Origin of the sequence: Anaerocolumna chitinilytica (assembly GCF_014218355.1) — a bacterium.
GTDB lineage: Bacteria > Bacillota > Clostridia > Lachnospirales > Lachnospiraceae > Anaerocolumna > Anaerocolumna chitinilytica.
Genome location: NZ_AP023368.1, coordinates 1,904,792 through 1,924,114 on the forward strand (window position 1 = coordinate 1,904,792; position 19,323 = coordinate 1,924,114).

Consider the following 19,323-nt stretch of genomic DNA (forward strand, 5'->3'; position numbering starts at 1 on the left):
ACAGAATAAAACAAAGAATAAGCAAGGCATCCTGTGTATATAGTTTGTCTTGCTTATTCTTATACAGAAAAAATAGTATCCTGATGACTACGGACTTTTACTGTTATAGATTGGTAATAAACAGTATCATGATTATTTACAGTGGGTACTTTAGCATCTATAACCACGAATAAATTCCTGAGGTGAACAGTTATTGATGATACGAAACACCTTAGAAAAATAGGAGACACTGTCAAAGCCCAGCATATCAGCTACCTCAGAAATGGAATAACCATCTTCTTGAAGCATGCTCTTAGCTTCTTTGATTTTGTTATCTCTTACATAGTGGGTAAGAGTCATCCCTGTTTCTGACTTGAATAATGCTGATAAGTAGCTGGGGGTTAGTTTTATGGCAACCGCCACATCCCTTAGGCTGCAGGGGTCATAAAGGTGCTGATTAATATAACGAATCGCTCTGCGGACCGGTAAAGTGTATTTTTCTTCTCTTCCGGTATGCACCAATTCAACAAAATGATTCAAAATCTCAGTTGAAAAATCATCCCAATTCTTTATATCTGTGCCGGTCTCAATTTTATTTATATAATAATCGCTGAGTGCATAACAGCGTTCATCATCTGCACCAAAATCTGCAGCGTAACGGCAGATTACTGCAACCATACAGATCATATTGTTTTTCATTGATCTTAGAGGTTGCGGTGCCAGCGGAAATTCATACTTTGTCAGATCAGGCAGCTGAGCATTACTTCCCTGAAAAAAGGCAGTGATAATCTTGTGTTCATAAGTTCTGGAATAATGATTGTAACTAGACATCAGCATTTGTTTCAATGCTTTTTCTGCTTCTCTTCTACTCATAAAACCACCTCAAAATAATTATGATAATCATAAAATATTACAAGAATTATATCAAAGAAATGCTACAATTACAACAGATTCGTCAGTATTGACCAATCTCATTCATATTCTAAAGGAGAACTTTATATGGGCGTATTTGCAAAGGATTTTATGTGGGGTGGTTCGGTATCAAGCATGCAAACAGAAGGTGCTTGGAATGAAGGCGGAAAAGGCCTCACCGTTTATGATCTTCAGGAAAAAACGAAATCAGGGTCAGACTGGAAAGTAGCCATTGATTTCTATCACCGTTATAAAGAGGATATCGCTTTGTTTGCGCAGATGGGCTTTACTGCCTATCGATTCTCACTAAGCTGGGCGAGAATTCTTCCTGACGGAGAAGGTGAGCTGAATGAAGAGGGATTGCTCTTTTACGAGCAAGTAATTGATGAACTTTTAAAATATAATATTGAACCAGTGGTATGCCTCTATCATTTTGACATGCCGGTTGCATTAATGAAGAAATATGGAGGCTGGATAGGCAGGGAAACTGTTGATGCATTCAAGAAATATACTGAAATAGTAATAAGACGATTTGGTACCAGGGTAAAGTATTATATCCCATTTAATGAGCAGAATGCCGCATCTTTGATTTCTGTTCTATATCTGCCAAAGGATACGTCGGAATTGGAAAAGAAACGAATTATTGCAGTTAACATGCACCATATGTTTTTAGCCTCCGCCTCCGTCAGCCATATCCTGCGTAAATATGCTCCCCATGCAAAAGTAGGGGGAATGGTCAATTTTACACCATTTTATCCTGCCAGCTGCAGGCCGGAGGATGTATTTGCTGCTCAAAAAGCAAACCGCGGGTATAACTATCAGACTCTTGATGTATTGGCAAAGGGCGAATATCCGGCGGACCTTCTTCATGAATGGAAAGCAGCTGGAATAACACCTCCCTTTGAGGATGGGGACTTGGAATATATACGGCTTGGTACAATGGATTTTCTTGCTCACAGCTATTACATGTCTGCACCGGTAAAGGCACGAGAGACAGCGGAAGGAATATCAATCATATTGAAATTGCTTACAGAACCTATAAAAAATGAATATCTGGAACAGACAGAATGGGGCTGGACCATAGATCCAGTTGGTATCCGACTGACGGTAAAGGAAATATATGATCGTTATCAGCTTCCTGTTTTTACTATAGAATGCGGAATCGGTGTTAATGAGGAACTAAATGAGAATCAGTCCATAGAAGATGATTATCGTATAGAGTATTTTAAGAATCATTTAAATCAGCTTAAGTTAGCCGTTTCAGAGGATGGTGTGAATCTGATGGGATTCTTGACCTGGGGTCCTATCGATATATTAAGCTCCCAGGGAGAGATGAAGAAAAGATATGGATTTATCTACGTCAATCGTACAGATACGGAACTTTTGGATCTTGCCCGCTATAAAAAGAAAAGCTTTGAATGGTTTAAAAAGGTGATTGCCAGTAATGGGGAAGAATTATAATTTAATGAGGTGTAGAGATGAATAAACTGGTTTTTGATATTGGGGCAACAAATACAAAGTTTGCATTGATGAGTACGGAAGGTAAGATATTGGAAAGAGAGAAGGTACCTACGGTTTATCATTCGGTGGACGAATACTTTGACAATATGGTGAAGATTGTATCAAAATATAGACATCAAGCCGATGAGATTGCCATCAGTACCAATGGCAGGATGTATACCGACGGAGACACTTATAGGGCTTATACTAGAAAATTACTTCAGGGAATTAATCTGAAGAAAGAAATGGAGTTTAGGACGGGACTTCCTGTAACTGTATTAAATGACGGCTTTGCAGCAGCCTTGGGAGAATGGTGGAAAGGTGCGGGAAAAGGTACTAAAAATCTTTTGGTAATAGTCTTGGGCAGTGGACTTGGGTGTGGTCTTATTCTTAACGGAGAACTTTATCAAGGCTCTAAATTAAACGCAGCTATGTTGTTTGGGATGATAAACGCTTATGGCGGCAGCCAATATGAGCTGGCAGGAATATCAACTGCTTTTTATTTGTTACTATATCAGTTGTCTGCCATGAAGCAGATACCTATGGAACAGATGACGGGAGAGAGATTTTTCGAATTCGCCGCTGAAGGTGATCCTCTTGCCTTACAGATGCTTCAGCAATATTGCCAGTGCATTGCTCTGATTGTCTATAACTCTGCTATGCTTCTGGACCTTGACAGTATCGTTATAACCGGTGGACTTTCTGAACAGGGTATCATACTTGATATGGTCAATCGAAAACTTTTAGAGCTTCCTAAAAAAATCATGGAAGGGGAGGAAGTCGCTGTAATGCTTGAGATGGCTAGTGTTGATACAGGTGATTTTCAGATTCAGGTTAAAAAAGGCGAACTGGCCCTTGATGCCAATCTTTATGGGGCCTTATATTACCTTCTTCGGAAAGAGTAAAAGTATAAAACGGGTTTGGGTTTCCGATTCAAAGAACTTTACATAAGCATAGTAAACAGCCGCCTTCAAATGAGTGAAAGCGGCTGAAACTTATTTTATTAAAAATAAGTTTCATCTAATGTGTTGTACTGTTGACACTTTAATTTTCAAATGTTATCGTATGGTTATGAGTTCAGGGAATAAGGATATCTTCATAAGGGAGCGATAATAGATTAATAGTCGCAGCGACACAAGGAGGAGATCGGTAAAATGGATCTAACGCATAAGGAAAGTTATAGAAATATGAAAGATATTCGAGAATTAATTTTTAAAGTTTTTAGCACGATATCAATGGCAGTCATTGTATTTTTCGCAGTATTATTTGTGTGGAAAGGTTATTGGTTTGCAACGCTGCTGTTGTTCATTGCGTTTATTCCATTTCCGGTTGCCCTGTATCTGTATCAAAAAGGTCATAAGACTGTTGGGATTTTCATTTCAATTCTAGATGCGATATGGATTGTTCTATTCGAAACCTTTTTTGTTTTTTCTAATGTAGTGTGTTTCCACTATCAATATTTTGATACCATGGCTATATTATTTTTGATCAGTGACTTATACCAACCAAGACAAAGAAATATATCCATTGGTCTTGCAATAGCAATATTTATTTCTTTTTTTATTTGTGAAAATTATGCAAACACACCAATTTTAGATTTTATGCAAGGTATTAATCTAAATTTATTGAAGCATATAAGTCTCATAATAACTCTGATTGCTATGTTCATAATCTTTTATACCTATTCGATTCAGCTCTCTAGAAAGGAAAAGGTAATGCAATTCTTAGTTGATCATGATGCGCTGACCGGTACCTTTAATCGGGGATATCTTAATGGAGCAGGGGAAAAATATTTTGCGAATCATCAAATGAATAATAAGCCTTTTTCTATTATTTTGCTGGACATCGATGATTTTAAGAAGATTAATGACCAATATGGCCATCAATTAGGAGATAGGGTCCTTATAACAATGTCCGAAACAATTAACCAAAACATACGGCGGAAAGATATATTTGCAAGATATGGCGGTGAAGAATTTGTGATTCTTTTATCTGGTACTAATAACGCAGAGGCCTATAATATAGCTGAAAGAATACGTGCTGATATTGAATCACTTAAAATACCCATCAAAGACGGAATGATATCGTTTACAATAAGTATTGGTGTTAGTACACTAAGCAGACACCATTGGAGCTTTGACCAACTATTGGTTGAAGTGGATCAACTGCTCTATCAATCTAAGAATAATGGCAAGAATCAAACAACGCGTTTACGTGTAGAACCTATTTAGTAGATAAATTTATAGTATAAAAATACAAAGGTATCAGGATAGCATGTCTTGATACCTTTGTTTCAATTTTGGCTTTTATCGCAGTCCAGCCTGACTCCATCAACTCCAGGTATAGGATAGAATCTTATGTTGCAAGCTTTGGGTTTACAGAATAATAGCACTGACAGATGAGAAGCTTTTACAGAATAGCGAAATCGTTTAGTATTACCTTTTCAACCAGCCGGAAGGAAGTTCCTTAATTGGTTCCGGCAGAACGAGTTCCTTTCCGATTATCTCAAATTCGTTTGCCAGATTATCATCAATTCTGCCTTCTTTATTCGGACTGAGATTAAGGACAAAATTCACATTCATCGTAAAATATTGATGCATTTTCTCTAACGCCCATGATGCGCTGACAGGACTTGTAACCGGATCAGAAGCCCGCCAAAACCATGTTCCGGTTAATTTCTGACATAAAACTCCAGGACCTTTAAAATCAGAATAGACATCCTGTCCTGCACCATTTTCAAAAAATAAAATATCGGAGCCATCAATGCCTTCTGTCCATCCAATATTCATCAGAAGGCAGTCAGGCTGTAAAGATTTTACCAGATCATCGAGCTCTTCAAAGGGAAGCATTTCATAAGAAGGGCCTCCCCAGGGGGCATTCCAACCATCCAAAATCAGGAATGGAATATCACCATAATTGGTTAGAAGTTCAGTAATCTGTCCTTTTATTATTTTTTTCTGCTCTTCATTACATGATTTTTTGCTGATTCCGGCTGTTAAATCAAGTATAGAGAAGTATAACCCAGCTTCAATCCCCACTTTTCGAAAAGCCTTAAGATAGGCAGCCACCACATCTGTCTTATTCGTTGCATTTTTTACGCTATGCTCGGAATAGGCAGTAGGCCAGGTTGCGAATCCCTCGTGATGTTTAGCGGTATATGCGGCGAATTTACATCCGCCGCTTTTGGCAACGGCAGCCCATTGATCACAGTCCAAATGTGAAGGATTCCAGTCTTTCTCATCGAAAGGATAAAGTCTGGGCTTATCATTATTCTCACAATCATATTCCCAGTCTTCCATTTCACTTGAATTAAATTGAACGGTACTGCTGTTAAAGTGAATGAAGGTTCCTAACCTCATATTGATAAATTGCTTTTGTAGTTCCATTAGTGAAAGCATATTCCTACCTCCTTTTTCGAAATAGTAGCATTTTCCGAAAAGCTAGTAAATAGAAATCATAAAATTCAATAATATTTAATAAGAAATCGTAAAATATCGAAACAACTTGTTAAAGTAAGAGTATTTTGCTATATTAAGAAATGTACCTACTACATAAAGGAGGTTTCTGTTTGAAGCAGAAGAATCTAAATATTAAGAGAGATATAAATAATAAGAAACCTGATATCTTGATATCAGATTATTATTTAGAAAATAGAGAATTTAATATGTGGGATTGCTATTCGGAACACGAGAGCAGTTTTAATGAACAACTGCATTTTCATAATTTTTTTGAACTATCCATTATTTACGAGGGAGCCTCAAGGTTTCTTGTAAATGGTGAAGTATTTACCATGGGAATCAGAAGTATGCAGCTTATACGTCCATCTGATTATCACAGACAGCTTACGGAAAGCGGCGAACATATTCGATATTATAACCTAATGTTTTCCGCAGCATTTCTTTCAGAACCATTGTTACAAGAACTTGAAAAGGTACAGCAGCCGTTGTGCGCTACAGTCGGTACTGCTGAATGGGACGATATGCTAAGGCTGCTTAAAAAAATTCATAAAGAGTTTAAACAGTCCTCTGAAGATATTCTAAGCCAAATATATATTCGAGCCAATGTAGAAAATCTTTGTATCTATTTATTAAGAAATCAGAAGGCGGAGAATACCATAAATCTTCAGATTCCACAGGAGCCGATTCGAAAAGCGGTTTCTTTTATCCAAAAAAACTATCGCAATCCCATACATCTGATTGATGCTGCAAATGCAGCCGGCTTATCACCAACTTATTTTTCAATGATATTCCATAATACAATGGGGATTAAGTTTTCTGATTATCTGGCAGCATACCGCTTGCAGGTTGCACAACGATACCTGCATTCAAGCGATCTTCCAGTCAAGCAAATAGCCGCAGTTTGCGGCTTTTCATCCTACCCATATTTTGTTACCCTATTTAAAGAACACTTCGGATATACACCAGGTTCCTGTCGTTCTGATATACAAAAACAATAGTAGTCTGTAAATTAATAAATGCATGTATTCAGCTAATATTTATATTAGACAAATACATGCATAATTTAAGGTTTCAAAAACTATGGTTATTTCTGTTAATAACGGCGGTGTCTATTAAACAAATTTCTAAAAAACAGAAGTGTTAAGATATCTCTTACATTAAAATCACGAAAACGTCTGCGTCGTCTACGGCGGTATCTGCCATCATTTCCGAATTCATCTATCTGCTGACTATCGATCTTATCTAAGACGTAATAATTATTTTCTTCATATTGATCTATGAGGCTGTCGACCATATTATTTAGAGTTAAGAGGGACTCTTCACCGTTCATATGGTTGTTGTCGATGATATAATTTACATTATCATTTAGCATTGCATAGATTTCAGGGTATTCTTCTGCAAATTCAAGTAATTCCATAATATAACCTTTAAGCTTTTTTTTTATTATATGCTTCATGGCGAAAATTGTTCAATACAAGATTTTTAAATAAATCGCATATCCATGAAAGTATTACTTAGTTCAACAAAACTAGGATATTTCAGTGTCCCCGGAAAACATAGGTAAATACAAGGAAACATCTTCTTTTCTCATGGCGACAGAGATTTCACGGTAGATTGGAATACGGCTGATCTCTCGTACAGCAATGGAGGGCATTTGAATACCCTTTGCCACAATGGAAGGCAGAAGAGTAATTCCATCCCCACGGCTTACATAACCTAAAAGTGATTCCGTCAAGTCCAGTTCCATAACAATATTAGGGGTGACTTTCATTTGGTTACATTGTTTGCGGATAGAAGCGCGGATGGTACATGGATCTTTATAGAGTACCAGTCTTTCATGAGTGACGATATCCATAAAACTGATGTCTTTCTGTTGAAACAATGGATGAGTTACAGGGAATACCACATAAAGCGGCTCTGTCATGAGGGGAATTACGGCAATATTTTGCTGAGGTTCGGCATTAGAGAGCAGTACAATGTCAAACTTTCCATTTTCAAGGCCCTCTACAAGTTCTCGGTTAGAAAGACGGGTATCCACAATCACTTTGTTCTGACCATTTGCATTCAGACTTTCCATGTAACGGGGAAGAAAATAAGTCACCAGGTTCCCAAGGCCGCCGATGCGAAGCTGGTGAACTTCTTCAAAATTTCTGACATGATCAATTGTTCGGTCAAATTCATCCAGTACTCCACTCATTCGTTCATAAAGAAGCATTCCCTGGGGAGTTGGCTCCACACCATCGTAATTTCGATGAAGCAGTGCACAGCCTAGTTCTTTTTCAAGGCGCTGCACCTGTTTGGAAAGTGACGGCTGTGAGATATAAAGCTGTTCGGAGGCCCGATTTAAGCTGCCGCATCGTACAACCTCCAGAAAATATCGTATTTGTTCAAGGCTTATCATATTATCCTCCATGTGATGCGCTTTCGCGCATACTCAAATGAAAAGTGAGTTATGCATTTTGGTTATACCCATTATGTACAAAAACAATTAGGCAAACTTATTATCTAAGATTATTATGTAAATAGAAATATATCATAACTCATTCCACTTGTATATATACCGATGTCAGTATGTGGAGGATTTTCTCTGAGCTGAGTACAGATATTTTTACTTAGTTTGACGGGGAATCACAGGAGGATATATTTATCGATTTTATTTCATTTTAAACAATTAAAACTCAATATGAAAGGAGACTATAAAATGAAAAATCAACTGAGTAAGCAAAGAATATTGGTAATAGGAGGTTCAAAATACTTAGGCCTTGCGATTGCAAAGGAAGCCAGCGAAGCCGGAGCAGAGGTAGTGATAGGAGCACGTAATCTGGAACAGGCTTCACAGGCGGCAGGGAAGCTTTCTTTTGCTAGTGCAATTCAGATTGATATAACAGACGAAAGCACGATTGCTTCTGCGGCAGCGAAGCTGGGTCATGTGGACCATGTAGTTATAACTGCATCTGCTCACCATAACGTGCCTGTTAAGGACTTGGACCATGCAAAAATCATTACTGCTTTTGAAGCTAAAGTGATTGGCCCGATGTTATTGGCAAAGCACTTTGCTCCTATTATGCCACCGACAGGTTCCATTCTTTTGTTCTCCGGAGTAGCTGCCTGGACACCATCCGCCGGATATACGGTGATGGGGGTTACCAATGGTGCCGTTGCTTTTCTGGCTTCCCAGCTGGCGAAAGAACTTGCACCCATACGTGTGAATGCAATTTCTCCGGGAATTACGGATTCCGGTACATGGAACTCTCTAGGAGAACAGGGCAAAAAGGAATGGCTGGAAAGTATTGCAGGCTCCAGCTTGGTAGGGCGTGCCGGAACAGCCGCTGATATTGCGGATACGGCTCTATGGCTCCTTAATGCAGGAAATATTACAGGGGAAACCATCCATGTTGAAGGCGGCGCAAGATACGCATAACACCTGGGATAATGGTGATAGCGATACTAAATACCATAGTACTTAATTATAAGGAAAACGAAATCTAGTTCAATATCCGTGAGACAAATATTAAGACGCAGAAACGATGAAAAGCCTCATTTCTGCGTCTTTTTCTATTTACTATCATTGCCTAGTCTGAAATACCCCGCGTTGCAGAAGGAAGTAAATCAGAGGAAGGCAAATTACCCATATGCTTTTTATAGGTCTTTGAAAAATAAGAAAGATTGTCAAAACCAGACATCAAAGCAGCTTCTTCTACTCCGTACTTACCGCTTTGCAATAATTTTTTTGCATTGTTACATTTTACTATATTAAGAAAACTTACAGTGGTGTAACCTGTAATTTCCTTAAATATTCGGCAAAAATAATATTTGCTTATGCCAATCTCGGCTGAGATACTTGTAATCGTAATCTCTTGCGTATAATTGGACTGTATGTAACGGATTGCTTTTTTTATGATTTCTATTTTGTCACTTTTTATCTGTCTGGATAAGGAGGACTCTGCAACTGTGTAATTTCGATAAAGACTGATGACTAAATCCATGGCTGTTGCCTTTATTTTTGCTTTATACAGGGATTTCCGCAAATGAAATTCCTCATTGATAATCTTAAATTTCTCTCCCAGCTCATGATCTTGTATCTGCCGTTGAAATACCACTTCACCGGTATCCAGATTAAATTCCTCGCAGAATTTCCGGTCGATAATTAAACAGTAGTATTGTGATTCCTCAGCTAGGGTTTGGATATAGTGAACATTATTTGAATTAATCACAATTATTTCATCCTTACCGGCGGTAACACTGGCAGCATCCGCCAGAACATTAATAGTTCCATGAAGGATATACAAGATCTCAAGACTTTCATGCCAGTGAGGCAAAAAATTAGACTGATATTTTTGCATCGTATCCAAGTGGAAAATAATTGGAAACGATGGGTCCTTGTGTGTATGTGGTTCATAAAAATTATTGGTATTCATCAGCAGCTTCCTCTAACAAATCTAATTTGAGCAATATAGTGTTAATTTACGGCAACTTCATTTCTTTACTTCCTGTCAGTTCAATTATACAATGAGGTTCACAAACAGACAACTTTTTTATGGAAAGGATGGTTATTATGTACGATTTCCCAATTGGAGTCATGTTGGATTCCTTTAAACTAAGTACGAAAAATGCTATAGAAAAAGCAGCGCTCCTCGGAGCAAAAGGGCTCCAGATGTATGCAACCTCCGGTGAGTACTCCCCGGAAGCATTAACTGGAAGTAAGAGGAAAGAACTTCTTGATATGGTTAAATCCAACGGGCTTATTTTTTCTGCCCTTTGCGGAGATTTAGGTCACGGCTTCGGCAGTAAAGAGAAAAATCCAGAGCTCATTGAAAAATCAAAACGTATAATGGAGCTGGCAAAAGATTTAGAAACAGATATTATCACTACTCATATCGGAGTAATTCCGGCAGATAAGAATCATGAAAGATATAAGATTATGCAGGAGGCCTGCTATACTCTTAGCCGCTATGCAGATTCTATGAATGGGCACTTTGCCATTGAGACGGGACCAGAAATTGCAGTTACTTTAAAAGAATTTTTAGATGGACTTAATTCAAAAGGGGTTGCAGTAAATCTTGATCCAGCTAATTTCGTAATGGTAACGGGAGATGACCCTGTTAAAGCCGTTTATACCTTAAAAGATTACATTGTACACACTCATGCCAAGGACGGCAGACGTCTTCAAATAAAAGACCCCGAAATTATCTATAAAATCAAAGAAGAAGTAATTAGTGACATACCGCAGTATGATTTCCTTTCTCAGGAAACAAACCAGCCTTTTATTGAACTTCCGCTGGGAGAAGGGGATGTTAAATTCAAAGATTACTTAAAGGCATTGGATGATATAGGTTATAGGGGGTTCTTAACAATAGAACGTGAAGTTGGGGACAATCCGGAAGAGGATATAAAAAATGCAGTTACTTTTCTGAATAGGATGAAAAGTTTATAGGAGGAAATGATGGAAAAAATTAAAATCGGAATTATCGGTACAGGTTCTATCTCCGAGCAGCATATAGAAGCTTATAAGAACAATGAAAACGTTGAATTATACGCCTTTTGTGATATAAATGAAGAACGTCTGAAATTTATGGCGGACAAATATAAGGTTAAGCGTACTTTTACTGATATGAATGAGATGCTGAGTCTGAAAGAGGTTGATGCGGTCAGTGTATGCACCTGGAACTCAGCACATGCACCCTGTACCATTGCAGCTTTAAATGCAGGCAAACATGTACTCTGTGAAAAGCCTATGTCTGTATCTCAAGAAGATGCACAGGCCATGAAAGAGGCAGCCGAAAAAAACTCCAAATTGCTGATGATTGGATTTGTCAGACGTTATGGAAATGACTGCGGTATATTAAAGGAATTTATTGAATCCGATTATTTCGGTGAGATCTATTATGCAAAAGCAACTTATCTGAGGCGGAATGGGAATCCAGGAGGCTGGTTCGGTGATAAGTCACGTTCAGGAGGAGGTCCGTTAATAGATTTGGGAGTCCATGTAATTGATCTTGTTCGATTTTTAATGGGTAATCCGAAACCTGTTTCCGTATATGGCACCACCTTTAAGAAGCTGGATGACAGAAGAAACATTAAAGGAAAGAAGCAGTATATTGCCTCAAGAACTACCAATAATGATATATGTGATGTGGAGGATTTAGCAAGTGCTATGATACGCTTTGATAATGGTGCGGTCCTTTCCATTGAAGCAAGCTTTAGTTTGAATATCAAGAAAGATGAAGGAAAAATAGAGCTTTTCGGTACAAAGGGTGGAGCCAAACTGGATCCGGAACTGGAACTTTACACGGAGGTCAACGATTACCTGGCCGATGTTAAATTAGATGCACAGACCTCATTAAGTTTCGACGGCTTGTTTGCCAAGGAAATTGATCACTTTGTATCTTGTATCACCGATCAGATACCCTGTAAATCACCTGCTCAGGATGGCATTGAAATCATGGCGATATTGGACGCAATTTATAAATCCGCCGCAACAGGTCATGAAGTGATTTTATAAGGGGTTTATTTTAATACTTTTTATTGGAAAGGTTTAAATTTATGAAAATATCAGCCAGTACATATAGCTTTGGAAACATGTTATATTCGGGTGAAATCAGTCAGCTTGACTGCATCCGAAAAGCAAAGGACATTGGTTTTGATGCGATAGAATTTGTAGATATACTTGCACCGGAGGGTACCTCAAAGGAAGAGTATGCCAAAAGATTATCAGATGAATGTAAGCATCTTAACATGCCTGTGTCCAGTTTTACCTTTGGTGCCGATTTGTTAAATGGAAGCGAAGGCAATATTCATCATGAAATTGAGCGAGTGAAGAAAATGGTGGATATCGCGGTTATTCTGGGAGCCAAGGTTATCCGGCATGATGCTACCACCGGCGACGGCAGATCCTTTGATTCCATATTACCGTTTCTGGCTGATACCTGCCACGAAATTACAATATATGCGGCCTCCAAAGGGGTACGAACTACCGTAGAAAATCACGGGTTTTTCTGTCAGGATAGTGACAGGATGGAAAAATTATATAATGCCGTTAATCATGAGAATTTCGGACTGCTTCTTGATATGGGTAACTTTTTATGTGCTGATGAAGCACCTGAAAAGGCCTTTGGAAGGCTTGCACCTTATGCCTTTTATGCACATGCGAAGGATTTTCATATGAAATCCGCAATGCTGCCCGATCCCGGTGAGGGATTTTTTAAAACAAGAAGCGGTAATTATCTAAGAGGAGCCATTGTTGGCCATGGGGATGTTCCGGTCCTTCACTGTATCAAAGCTCTAAAGAATGCAAGATATGATGGTTACATTTCCATTGAATTTGAGGGAATGGAAGAAAATATGAAAGCTCTCACAATCGGAATGAACAATTTAAGACGTTATATAAAAGAAGCATAAAATAAACAATACTATCACTGCGTAAGATAGAGCCGGAAAAGAATTCTTTTTCGGCTCTATTATATTGCAGCACCTGTGTTTTATCAGGCTGGATAAGTTAATGTACTTTTGGGTTCATAAATACAGTAAAAAAATTAAGATAGGGTATTGACATCAACAGTACTGCGTGTTACTATATAGTGGTAGTAAGTAATGCAGAATATCAGTAATACTAAATAGCAGTAATAAGTAATACCAGATACAGTAAAACTAGAGAGTAAAGAGGTGAAGAAATTGGAAAATATAACAGAGATGTTAAAAGGGGTACTGGAAGGCTGTGTCCTGGAAATTATAAGCCATGAGGAAACATACGGTTATGAGATTACTCGCCGCTTGAATGCTCTCGGTTTTTCGGATGTTGTGGATGGAACGGTTTATACCATTTTGGTGAGACTTGAGAAGAATAAACTTGTTAATATAGAAAAAAAACCATCCGATATGGGACCTCCGAGAAAGTTTTTTACATTAAACGATGAAGGCCGTGCAGAGCTGCAGAACTTTTGGGATAGATGGGAATTTGTAGCCTCGAGAATTAATGAGTTAAAGGAGAAAAAAGAATGAATTTTTGGGAGAAAATCACAGGAAGTGACATGAAGAAAGAGTTCAAAGAATTGGAAGCGCGAGTAAAGGAGCTGCCAGTTGATTATCAAACAGCATGGGATAAGATTAATGTCAATCTCTGGTCATACTCAGATTTTACCGGACGTAATCTCATGCCGATTCTGGATGGTGTACTTGGACTGCTTGAAGAAACAGCCGCAGAGGGGCAGAGTGTCCAAGAGGCATTAGGTGATGATATTAAAGGCTTCTGTTTCGCATTAGTCGATAAAGAAGGAGCAAAGTCTTATCGTGATAAGTGGCGTGAGCAGCTAAATAACAATGTCGCAAAAAAATTAGGTAGATAGTAGGAGAATAGGAGCTTCGTAAGTTAAGCTCCGGAATTGTATGGAGGATTATATGAGTATTCAGGATATCATTGAAGGTAAAAAAGAGTGGAGAGCTCACATGGCACGTGTCAAAGGGCTTCCGCAGGAGTATCAGATTGTATATAAGGAAATCCAAAAATATCTCTACAAAGTTGGTCCTGTGGAACTGACAGAAGGGACTGGGTTACTCTCAGGAATTGTCGATCTTTTTGAAGAAGGTGCGGCAATGAGGAAAGATGTACTGGAAGTGACAGGCAGTGATGTAGCGGCATTCTGTGACGATTTGATAAAGGATTCTAAAACTTATGCGGATATCTATCAGGAATCCGCAAACGAAGATGTTTATAAAGCAATCAAAAAATCATCGGATAAATAAAGAAAGTTGAGGGGGTTTTGTGGGTAAATACGATTGGATATTATGCCCGGTCTGCGGCAATAAAACAAGAGTCAAAATACGTGAGGATACAGTGCTTCAGAACTTCCCGCTGTTTTGTCCCAAGTGTAAACAGGAAACAATGATTAACGTAAAACAATTGAATATTTCAATTATCAAAGAGCCAGACGCTAAGACGCAGAGCCGATAACATGTGAGTAAAATCATAGTTGTCGGCTTTTTTGTTGTGATTTTGGTACTTTAAGGAATTAATTGCAGCTTCTGTGAAGTTGTAATCATGTAGAGGAGGAGAAGTAATGAAAAATATCATACAGATTAAAGCAGTAAAGAAAGCTTATAAAAACGTAGAAGTTCTAAAAGGAGTTGATTTGGAAGTTGAACAGGGAGGCATCTTTGCTTTACTAGGTTCTAATGGAGCAGGAAAAACAACGATAATCAGAATTATGGCTACTTTATTGAAAGCAGATTCCGGAAGTGTGACAATCGATGGGTTTGACACCAAGAAAAATTCCAGGGAAATTAGAGGCCTTATCAGCCTTACCGGTCAGTTTGCTGCCATTGATGAAATATTAACTGGAAGGGAGAATCTACAAATGATAGCAAAGCTTAGACATCTTAAGAACCATAAACAAATTGCAGAGGACCTGATTCGCTGTTTCAATATGTCAGAGGCAGCAGACCGCAGAGTGGGTACCTATTCCGGAGGCATGAAAAGAAGAATTGATATTGCTATGAGCCTTGTGGGAAATCCCAAGATTATATTCCTGGATGAACCTACGACAGGTCTTGACCCGGAAGCACGTCTAGAAGTCTGGAAAATTGTAAAAGAGTTATCTGCAGCAGGAACGACAGTATTCCTGACAACACAATATTTAGAGGAAGCAGAGCAGCTGGCTGATAAAATAGCTATTCTCCACGAAGGAAGAATAATCGCGAATGATACACTTGATGGGTTAAAACAGATATTTCCTCCTGCAAAAGTGGAATATGTTGAAAAACAACCTACTTTAGAGGAAATATTCTTAACCATCATTGGAAAAAAGGAGGAAAAATAAATGGAATCTATCAATAAATATTTTCTAAAAGATATGAGTGTTATGTTTGGGCGTTCTATGCGTCATATTTTTCGAAGTCTGGATACTATTATTACAGTATGTATTACTCCAGTTGCAATGATGTTACTATTTGTCTATGTATTTGGCGGTGCTATCGAAACTGGTACCGGAAATTATGTGAATTATCTTTTACCGGGAATTATGTTAATGGCTATTGGCAGTGGAATTGCATATGTGGCTTATCGTTTATTTATGGATAAACAGCGTGGTATTTTTGAACGATTTCATTCTATGCCTATTGCGCGTTCTGCCGTACTATGGGGGCATGTATTAACTTCAATAATATCGAATGGAATTTCAGTAGTTGTGATAATACTTGTAGCATTACTAATGGGTTTTCGTTCTTCGGCTGGAGTTTTGGATTGGCTGATTGTTTTTGGAATCCTAGGAATATTCACGCTAGCTCTAACTTGGATTGCTGTAATAGCGGGACTTGCAGCTAAAACACCGGATGGTGCAGGCGCATTTTCATATCCGATTATATTTTTACCGTTTATCAGTTCTGCGTTTGTACCAACTGATACAATGCCTTTAGCAGTTCGTGTATTTGCAGAAAACCAGCCTGTAACACCAATTGTAGAAGCAATCCGTAACCTGTTAGAGAACCAACCGGTTGGCAGGGATATTTGGTATGCCCTTGCATGGTGTATAGCAATAGCTGTTGTTGCTTATTTCTTTGCAATGAGAAGTTATAAGAAGCTATAATCTTGAATTAACACTTTCAGAGAACTATCAGATAAGTCCAATGTGATTCGAGAAATAAGCTACCTGCCCCAAATTATCTTTTGATTGTCTGGTAAGTTATGATAGAATTTGATAGAATAGTTTTAATCAATCTATACTTATTATCAGGAAGGAAAATCCATGGGTCATATAACTAGCAGAGATGCCTATAAAAATCTAGAAGAAAGAATCAATTGGTTTACACAAGGTGCGCCGGTATCAGACAGCCTTTATAAAATTTTGCAGGTTTTGTTTACTGAAAAAGAAGCTAAATGGATGGCACTATTGCCGGTTCGTCCATTCACTGCAAAAAAAGCAGCTAAAATCTGGAATACCAGTGAGGGAAAAGCAGAAGCGTTTTTGGAGCATCTTTGTGACAAAGCGTTGCTAGTGGATTCCTTTTATAAAGGGGTACGCCAATTTGTAATGCCGCCGCCAATGGCAGGTTTTATTGAATTTGCTTTAATGCGTACAAGAGGTGATATAGATCAGAAATATTTAAGTGAACTGTATTATCAATACATGAATGTGGAAGAAGATTTTGTAAAGGACTTGTTTTACGCAACAGAAACACATCTTGGACGAGTATACGTGCAGGAACCGGTTCTGACCAATCGTAACACAATTCATATCCTGGATTATGAAAGAGCAAGTCATATTGTGGAGGAAGCATCTCATATAGGTCTTGGAACATGTTATTGCAGGCATAAGATGTTACATGCAGGGCACCCATGCGAAATAGATGCTCCTTTGGATGTTTGTCTTACCTTTGGAAATGTTGCCCGTTCACTTGCAGAGCATGGGCAGCATGCAAGACTAATTGACAAGAAAGAGGCTATGGATGTATTAGAACGTTCTTATGCGGCGAATTTGGTGCAAATCGGTGAAAATGTACGTGAGGACCCGGCATTTATATGTAATTGCTGCGGCTGTTGTTGCGAAGCCCTGCAGGCTGCTAGAAAATTTAGTCCCATGCAGCCGGTGGCTACTACGAATTATATACCAAAAATATCGGATGAATGTGTGGGATGCGGCAAATGCGAAAAGGTATGTCCGGTATTAGCAATTTCAATAACAAGTGCAAATGAGGGTAAGACAGCGGTGGTGGATAAAGAGGTTTGTCTTGGTTGTGGTGTATGTGTACGCAGCTGCCCCAAAGGTGCAATAGAATTAGTACGCAGAGAGGTTCAAGTGATTACGCCGGTAAATAGTACCCATAGGTTTGTATTACAGGCAATTGAAAAAGGAACCCTCCAGAATCTAGTGTTCGATAATCAGGCATTTGCTAATCATCGTGCAATGGCAGCAGTATTTGGAGTTATCCTTAAATTACCGCCATTAAAGCAGATGTTAGCCAGTAAGCAGTTCAAATCCATCTATCTGGATAAGCTGTTATCTAATAAGAGTGAGAAAAGACCGTAAAAGTAAACAAAAAGAGACATTAACACCTATTTATACTGGGAATTAGGTGTTAATGTCTTTTCTTTTTTATTCATTGCTTTGCTGCTTTGAGTTACTTTGTTTTAGGTGTTGTATTCCCCAAGTATTCATCTCGTCTAAAATCGGCTTTAAAGATTGACCCAGTTCTGTAAGAGAATATTCGACCTTTGGCGGTACTTCGGGATATACCTTTCTGGAAATAATCCCATCCTCCTCCAGCTGCCGCAACTGCTGTGTCAGCATCTTCTGACTTATCTTATTGATTCCCTTGCTGAGATCATTAAATCTTTGCGTTCCGTTATTGAACAGATTTCTTAAAATAAGCACTTTCCATTTATGCCCGATTAGATTGACCGTATGTTCAATAGGGCAGGATTTATCACATGGCATTAATATCACTCCTTATTTATCGTTACTCAATACTTACTTTTTGGTTAGTATAGCACTAAATAGTGCCTTCTTGCAAATGGTTTGTGATGATATTATAGTAGGTTTATAACAATTGTCTAAGTTGTTGTTATACACCTAAAAACCAACATTAAATTTTAAAAAGGCAGGAATAATAAAATGGAAAAAATTAATATAGCTGATATTCTTGAATTTACCGCTGAAAAAAGCGCTCGTAAGGCAATCTTTAAGGCAGGAAGTCTGGATACAGGACTTTTGCTTTATGCTCCTGGGCAGACAACACCTGATCATAAGCATTCGGATATTGATGAAGTCTTTTATGTGATTTCCGGAAAAGGTACAATTTCAATAAACAAAGAAGAAATATCTGTAAAAGAGAAGGATATCATTTTTTCACCAGCTGGTGAGACCCATGGATTTCATAATACCAGTTCTGATAATTGGGTTGTACTTCAGATAAAAATTGACATATCATCAAAAGAATAGATATCCATAAATACAAGGTTGAAAAAGGAGGTATTATTTAATGTTTACAAGAATTGACCATGTTGCTTTTTCTGTAAGAGACAGGCAGAAGTCCATAGATTTTTATGAAAAAAACTTTGGGTTCAAGGCATATTACGAACATGACGTCCCGGGAGTTCCGAATCTTGAAAAGGTTGTTTACCTTCAGTTGGGTGATACCGTGCTAGAGTTTGAGCATTGGACAGATGGAAAGGAAAATAGAGGATACCATTTCTGCCTCATTAGTGATGATTTTGATTCGGATTATCAAAGGCTGAGAGCTGCAGGAATTCCAATTGTAACGAAACCGCACATTCCCGAGCCCAGAAAGCCTCAGGAGACAGGCTGGAAAAGAGTTGTCTTTCAAGGTCCCGATGGTGAGTTAATTGAATTCCGAGGGTGAAAATGGGATTATTTCTTATTACAATATTGCGGTTCATAGTTATCTGGAACCTAAAACCAGGCTGTTTTTTATTAACCAGCCTGGTAGTATATAATACTTTAACTACCATTTAAAGTACTACCTA

Annotated in this window: 23 protein-coding genes; 17 read left to right on the forward strand and 6 right to left on the reverse strand. The window is 38.3% G+C overall.

All coding sequences use genetic code 11. The features are described 5' to 3' along the window. Positions 1 to 150: 150 nt before the first annotated feature. Positions 151 to 852 carry a helix-turn-helix domain-containing protein gene (locus tag bsdcttw_RS08235; protein WP_185258899.1) on the reverse strand — a complete coding sequence of 234 codons (702 nt, stop codon included), beginning with the start codon at positions 850 to 852 and terminating at the stop codon, positions 151 to 153. 126 nt (positions 853 to 978) lie between these two features. On the opposite strand from bsdcttw_RS08235, the gene bsdcttw_RS08240 reads away from it, so the two are divergent. From bsdcttw_RS08240 to bsdcttw_RS08250, 3 genes are all read left to right on the forward strand, one after another. Then, positions 979 to 2,352, forward strand: a complete 1,374-nt coding sequence (locus tag bsdcttw_RS08240; RefSeq protein ID WP_185258900.1) for a glycoside hydrolase family 1 protein — start codon at positions 979 to 981, stop codon at positions 2,350 to 2,352. A 17-nt stretch (positions 2,353 to 2,369) separates the two neighbouring features. Then, positions 2,370 to 3,296, forward strand: a complete 927-nt coding sequence (locus tag bsdcttw_RS08245; protein ID WP_185258901.1) for an ROK family protein — start codon at positions 2,370 to 2,372, stop codon at positions 3,294 to 3,296. Between the two features lie 249 nt (positions 3,297 to 3,545). Then, the gene (locus tag bsdcttw_RS08250; RefSeq protein ID WP_185258902.1) at positions 3,546 to 4,622 is read left to right on the forward strand and encodes a GGDEF domain-containing protein; all 1,077 of its coding nucleotides are present in this window, start codon (positions 3,546 to 3,548) and stop codon (positions 4,620 to 4,622) included. 204 nt (positions 4,623 to 4,826) lie between these two features. Here the strand turns inward: bsdcttw_RS08250 and bsdcttw_RS08255 are convergent, their stop codons facing one another. After that, positions 4,827 to 5,789 (reverse strand): alpha-L-fucosidase, encoded by a 963-nt coding sequence (locus tag bsdcttw_RS08255; protein WP_185258903.1) that lies wholly within the window; start codon positions 5,787 to 5,789, stop codon positions 4,827 to 4,829. 170 nt (positions 5,790 to 5,959) lie between these two features. Here bsdcttw_RS08255 and bsdcttw_RS08260 point away from each other — a divergent pair, with 170 nt between their 5' ends. Continuing rightward, positions 5,960 to 6,847, forward strand: coding sequence for a helix-turn-helix transcriptional regulator (locus bsdcttw_RS08260; protein ID WP_185258904.1), 888 nt, complete (start codon positions 5,960 to 5,962; stop codon positions 6,845 to 6,847). 95 nt (positions 6,848 to 6,942) lie between these two features. Here bsdcttw_RS08260 and bsdcttw_RS08265 read toward each other — a convergent pair whose 3' ends face one another. Together bsdcttw_RS08265 and bsdcttw_RS08270 are read right to left on the reverse strand one after the other, a co-directional pair. After that, the gene (locus bsdcttw_RS08265) at positions 6,943 to 7,266 is read right to left on the reverse strand and encodes a hypothetical protein (protein WP_185258905.1); all 324 of its coding nucleotides are present in this window, start codon (positions 7,264 to 7,266) and stop codon (positions 6,943 to 6,945) included. Between the two features lie 111 nt (positions 7,267 to 7,377). Then, positions 7,378 to 8,250 (reverse strand): LysR family transcriptional regulator, encoded by an 873-nt coding sequence (locus bsdcttw_RS08270; protein WP_185258906.1) that lies wholly within the window; start codon positions 8,248 to 8,250, stop codon positions 7,378 to 7,380. Between the two features lie 300 nt (positions 8,251 to 8,550). Here bsdcttw_RS08270 and bsdcttw_RS08275 point away from each other — a divergent pair, with 300 nt between their 5' ends. Next, on the forward strand, positions 8,551 to 9,270 hold the full coding sequence (locus tag bsdcttw_RS08275) for an SDR family oxidoreductase (RefSeq protein ID WP_185258907.1): 720 nt from the start codon (positions 8,551 to 8,553) through the stop codon (positions 9,268 to 9,270). A 151-nt stretch (positions 9,271 to 9,421) separates the two neighbouring features. Here bsdcttw_RS08275 and bsdcttw_RS08280 read toward each other — a convergent pair whose 3' ends face one another. Next, positions 9,422 to 10,267, reverse strand: coding sequence for an AraC family transcriptional regulator (locus bsdcttw_RS08280; protein ID WP_185258908.1), 846 nt, complete (start codon positions 10,265 to 10,267; stop codon positions 9,422 to 9,424). Positions 10,268 to 10,404: 137 nt separating this feature from the next. Between bsdcttw_RS08280 and bsdcttw_RS08285 the strand changes: the two genes are divergently transcribed. From bsdcttw_RS08285 to bsdcttw_RS08330, 10 genes are all read left to right on the forward strand, one after another. Continuing rightward, positions 10,405 to 11,283: a sugar phosphate isomerase/epimerase family protein gene (locus tag bsdcttw_RS08285; RefSeq protein ID WP_197979833.1), complete on the forward strand. Its 879-nt coding sequence runs from the start codon at positions 10,405 to 10,407 to the stop codon at positions 11,281 to 11,283. A gap of 9 nt (positions 11,284 to 11,292) precedes the next feature. Continuing rightward, positions 11,293 to 12,351 (forward strand): Gfo/Idh/MocA family protein, encoded by a 1,059-nt coding sequence (locus tag bsdcttw_RS08290; protein ID WP_185258910.1) that lies wholly within the window; start codon positions 11,293 to 11,295, stop codon positions 12,349 to 12,351. Positions 12,352 to 12,392: 41 nt separating this feature from the next. Next, positions 12,393 to 13,247 (forward strand): sugar phosphate isomerase/epimerase family protein, encoded by an 855-nt coding sequence (locus tag bsdcttw_RS08295; RefSeq protein ID WP_185258911.1) that lies wholly within the window; start codon positions 12,393 to 12,395, stop codon positions 13,245 to 13,247. Between the two features lie 273 nt (positions 13,248 to 13,520). After that, positions 13,521 to 13,847, forward strand: a complete 327-nt coding sequence (locus bsdcttw_RS08300) for a PadR family transcriptional regulator (RefSeq protein WP_185258912.1) — start codon at positions 13,521 to 13,523, stop codon at positions 13,845 to 13,847. After that, positions 13,844 to 14,191, forward strand: coding sequence for a DUF1048 domain-containing protein (locus bsdcttw_RS08305; RefSeq protein WP_185258913.1), 348 nt, complete (start codon positions 13,844 to 13,846; stop codon positions 14,189 to 14,191). The genes bsdcttw_RS08300 and bsdcttw_RS08305 overlap by 4 nt, the downstream gene beginning before the upstream one ends. Before the next feature lie 52 nt (positions 14,192 to 14,243). Further along, positions 14,244 to 14,588: a DUF1048 domain-containing protein gene (locus tag bsdcttw_RS08310; protein WP_185258914.1), complete on the forward strand. Its 345-nt coding sequence runs from the start codon at positions 14,244 to 14,246 to the stop codon at positions 14,586 to 14,588. A gap of 19 nt (positions 14,589 to 14,607) precedes the next feature. Beyond that, a complete protein-coding gene (locus bsdcttw_RS08315; RefSeq protein ID WP_185258915.1) occupies positions 14,608 to 14,796 on the forward strand; it encodes a cysteine-rich KTR domain-containing protein in 189 nt (62 codons plus the stop codon). A 106-nt stretch (positions 14,797 to 14,902) separates the two neighbouring features. Further along, on the forward strand, positions 14,903 to 15,661 hold the full coding sequence (locus bsdcttw_RS08320) for an ABC transporter ATP-binding protein (protein WP_185258916.1): 759 nt from the start codon (positions 14,903 to 14,905) through the stop codon (positions 15,659 to 15,661). Beyond that, positions 15,662 to 16,426 carry an ABC transporter permease gene (locus bsdcttw_RS08325; protein ID WP_185258917.1) on the forward strand — a complete coding sequence of 255 codons (765 nt, stop codon included), beginning with the start codon at positions 15,662 to 15,664 and terminating at the stop codon, positions 16,424 to 16,426. 159 nt (positions 16,427 to 16,585) lie between these two features. Then, on the forward strand, positions 16,586 to 17,866 hold the full coding sequence (locus tag bsdcttw_RS08330; protein WP_185258918.1) for a 4Fe-4S dicluster domain-containing protein: 1,281 nt from the start codon (positions 16,586 to 16,588) through the stop codon (positions 17,864 to 17,866). Positions 17,867 to 17,932: 66 nt separating this feature from the next. Here bsdcttw_RS08330 and bsdcttw_RS08335 read toward each other — a convergent pair whose 3' ends face one another. Then, positions 17,933 to 18,274, reverse strand: a complete 342-nt coding sequence (locus bsdcttw_RS08335; RefSeq protein ID WP_185258919.1) for a winged helix-turn-helix transcriptional regulator — start codon at positions 18,272 to 18,274, stop codon at positions 17,933 to 17,935. Positions 18,275 to 18,451: 177 nt separating this feature from the next. On the opposite strand from bsdcttw_RS08335, the gene bsdcttw_RS08340 reads away from it, so the two are divergent. Together bsdcttw_RS08340 and bsdcttw_RS08345 are read left to right on the forward strand one after the other, a co-directional pair. Then, positions 18,452 to 18,778 (forward strand): cupin domain-containing protein, encoded by a 327-nt coding sequence (locus bsdcttw_RS08340; protein ID WP_185258920.1) that lies wholly within the window; start codon positions 18,452 to 18,454, stop codon positions 18,776 to 18,778. Positions 18,779 to 18,818: 40 nt separating this feature from the next. Then, on the forward strand, positions 18,819 to 19,199 hold the full coding sequence (locus bsdcttw_RS08345) for a VOC family protein (RefSeq protein WP_185258921.1): 381 nt from the start codon (positions 18,819 to 18,821) through the stop codon (positions 19,197 to 19,199). Positions 19,200 to 19,323 lie beyond the last annotated feature (124 nt).

Bases quoted from the DNA above. Each gene is read 5' to 3' on its own strand.
- bsdcttw_RS08305 (WP_185258913.1), top strand. From the start codon at position 13,844: ATGAATTTTTGGGAGAAAATCACAGGAAGTGACATGAAGAAAGAGTTC.
- bsdcttw_RS08325 (WP_185258917.1), top strand. From the start codon at position 15,662: ATGGAATCTATCAATAAATATTTTCTAAAAGATATGAGTGTTATGTTT.
- bsdcttw_RS08310 (WP_185258914.1), top strand. From the start codon at position 14,244: ATGAGTATTCAGGATATCATTGAAGGTAAAAAAGAGTGGAGAGCTCAC.
- bsdcttw_RS08335 (WP_185258919.1), bottom strand. From the start codon at position 18,274: ATGCCATGTGATAAATCCTGCCCTATTGAACATACGGTCAATCTAATC.
- bsdcttw_RS08290 (WP_185258910.1), top strand. From the start codon at position 11,293: ATGGAAAAAATTAAAATCGGAATTATCGGTACAGGTTCTATCTCCGAG.
- bsdcttw_RS08330 (WP_185258918.1), top strand. From the start codon at position 16,586: ATGGGTCATATAACTAGCAGAGATGCCTATAAAAATCTAGAAGAAAGA.
- bsdcttw_RS08265 (WP_185258905.1), bottom strand. From the start codon at position 7,266: ATGGAATTACTTGAATTTGCAGAAGAATACCCTGAAATCTATGCAATG.
- bsdcttw_RS08240 (WP_185258900.1), top strand. From the start codon at position 979: ATGGGCGTATTTGCAAAGGATTTTATGTGGGGTGGTTCGGTATCAAGC.
- bsdcttw_RS08320 (WP_185258916.1), top strand. From the start codon at position 14,903: ATGAAAAATATCATACAGATTAAAGCAGTAAAGAAAGCTTATAAAAAC.
- bsdcttw_RS08280 (WP_185258908.1), bottom strand. From the start codon at position 10,267: ATGAATACCAATAATTTTTATGAACCACATACACACAAGGACCCATCG.
- bsdcttw_RS08270 (WP_185258906.1), bottom strand. From the start codon at position 8,250: ATGATAAGCCTTGAACAAATACGATATTTTCTGGAGGTTGTACGATGC.
- bsdcttw_RS08275 (WP_185258907.1), top strand. From the start codon at position 8,551: ATGAAAAATCAACTGAGTAAGCAAAGAATATTGGTAATAGGAGGTTCA.
- bsdcttw_RS08295 (WP_185258911.1), top strand. From the start codon at position 12,393: ATGAAAATATCAGCCAGTACATATAGCTTTGGAAACATGTTATATTCG.
- bsdcttw_RS08345 (WP_185258921.1), top strand. From the start codon at position 18,819: ATGTTTACAAGAATTGACCATGTTGCTTTTTCTGTAAGAGACAGGCAG.
- bsdcttw_RS08285 (WP_197979833.1), top strand. From the start codon at position 10,405: ATGTACGATTTCCCAATTGGAGTCATGTTGGATTCCTTTAAACTAAGT.
- bsdcttw_RS08235 (WP_185258899.1), bottom strand. From the start codon at position 852: ATGAGTAGAAGAGAAGCAGAAAAAGCATTGAAACAAATGCTGATGTCT.
- bsdcttw_RS08245 (WP_185258901.1), top strand. From the start codon at position 2,370: ATGAATAAACTGGTTTTTGATATTGGGGCAACAAATACAAAGTTTGCA.
- bsdcttw_RS08255 (WP_185258903.1), bottom strand. From the start codon at position 5,789: ATGCTTTCACTAATGGAACTACAAAAGCAATTTATCAATATGAGGTTA.
- bsdcttw_RS08250 (WP_185258902.1), top strand. From the start codon at position 3,546: ATGGATCTAACGCATAAGGAAAGTTATAGAAATATGAAAGATATTCGA.
- bsdcttw_RS08340 (WP_185258920.1), top strand. From the start codon at position 18,452: ATGGAAAAAATTAATATAGCTGATATTCTTGAATTTACCGCTGAAAAA.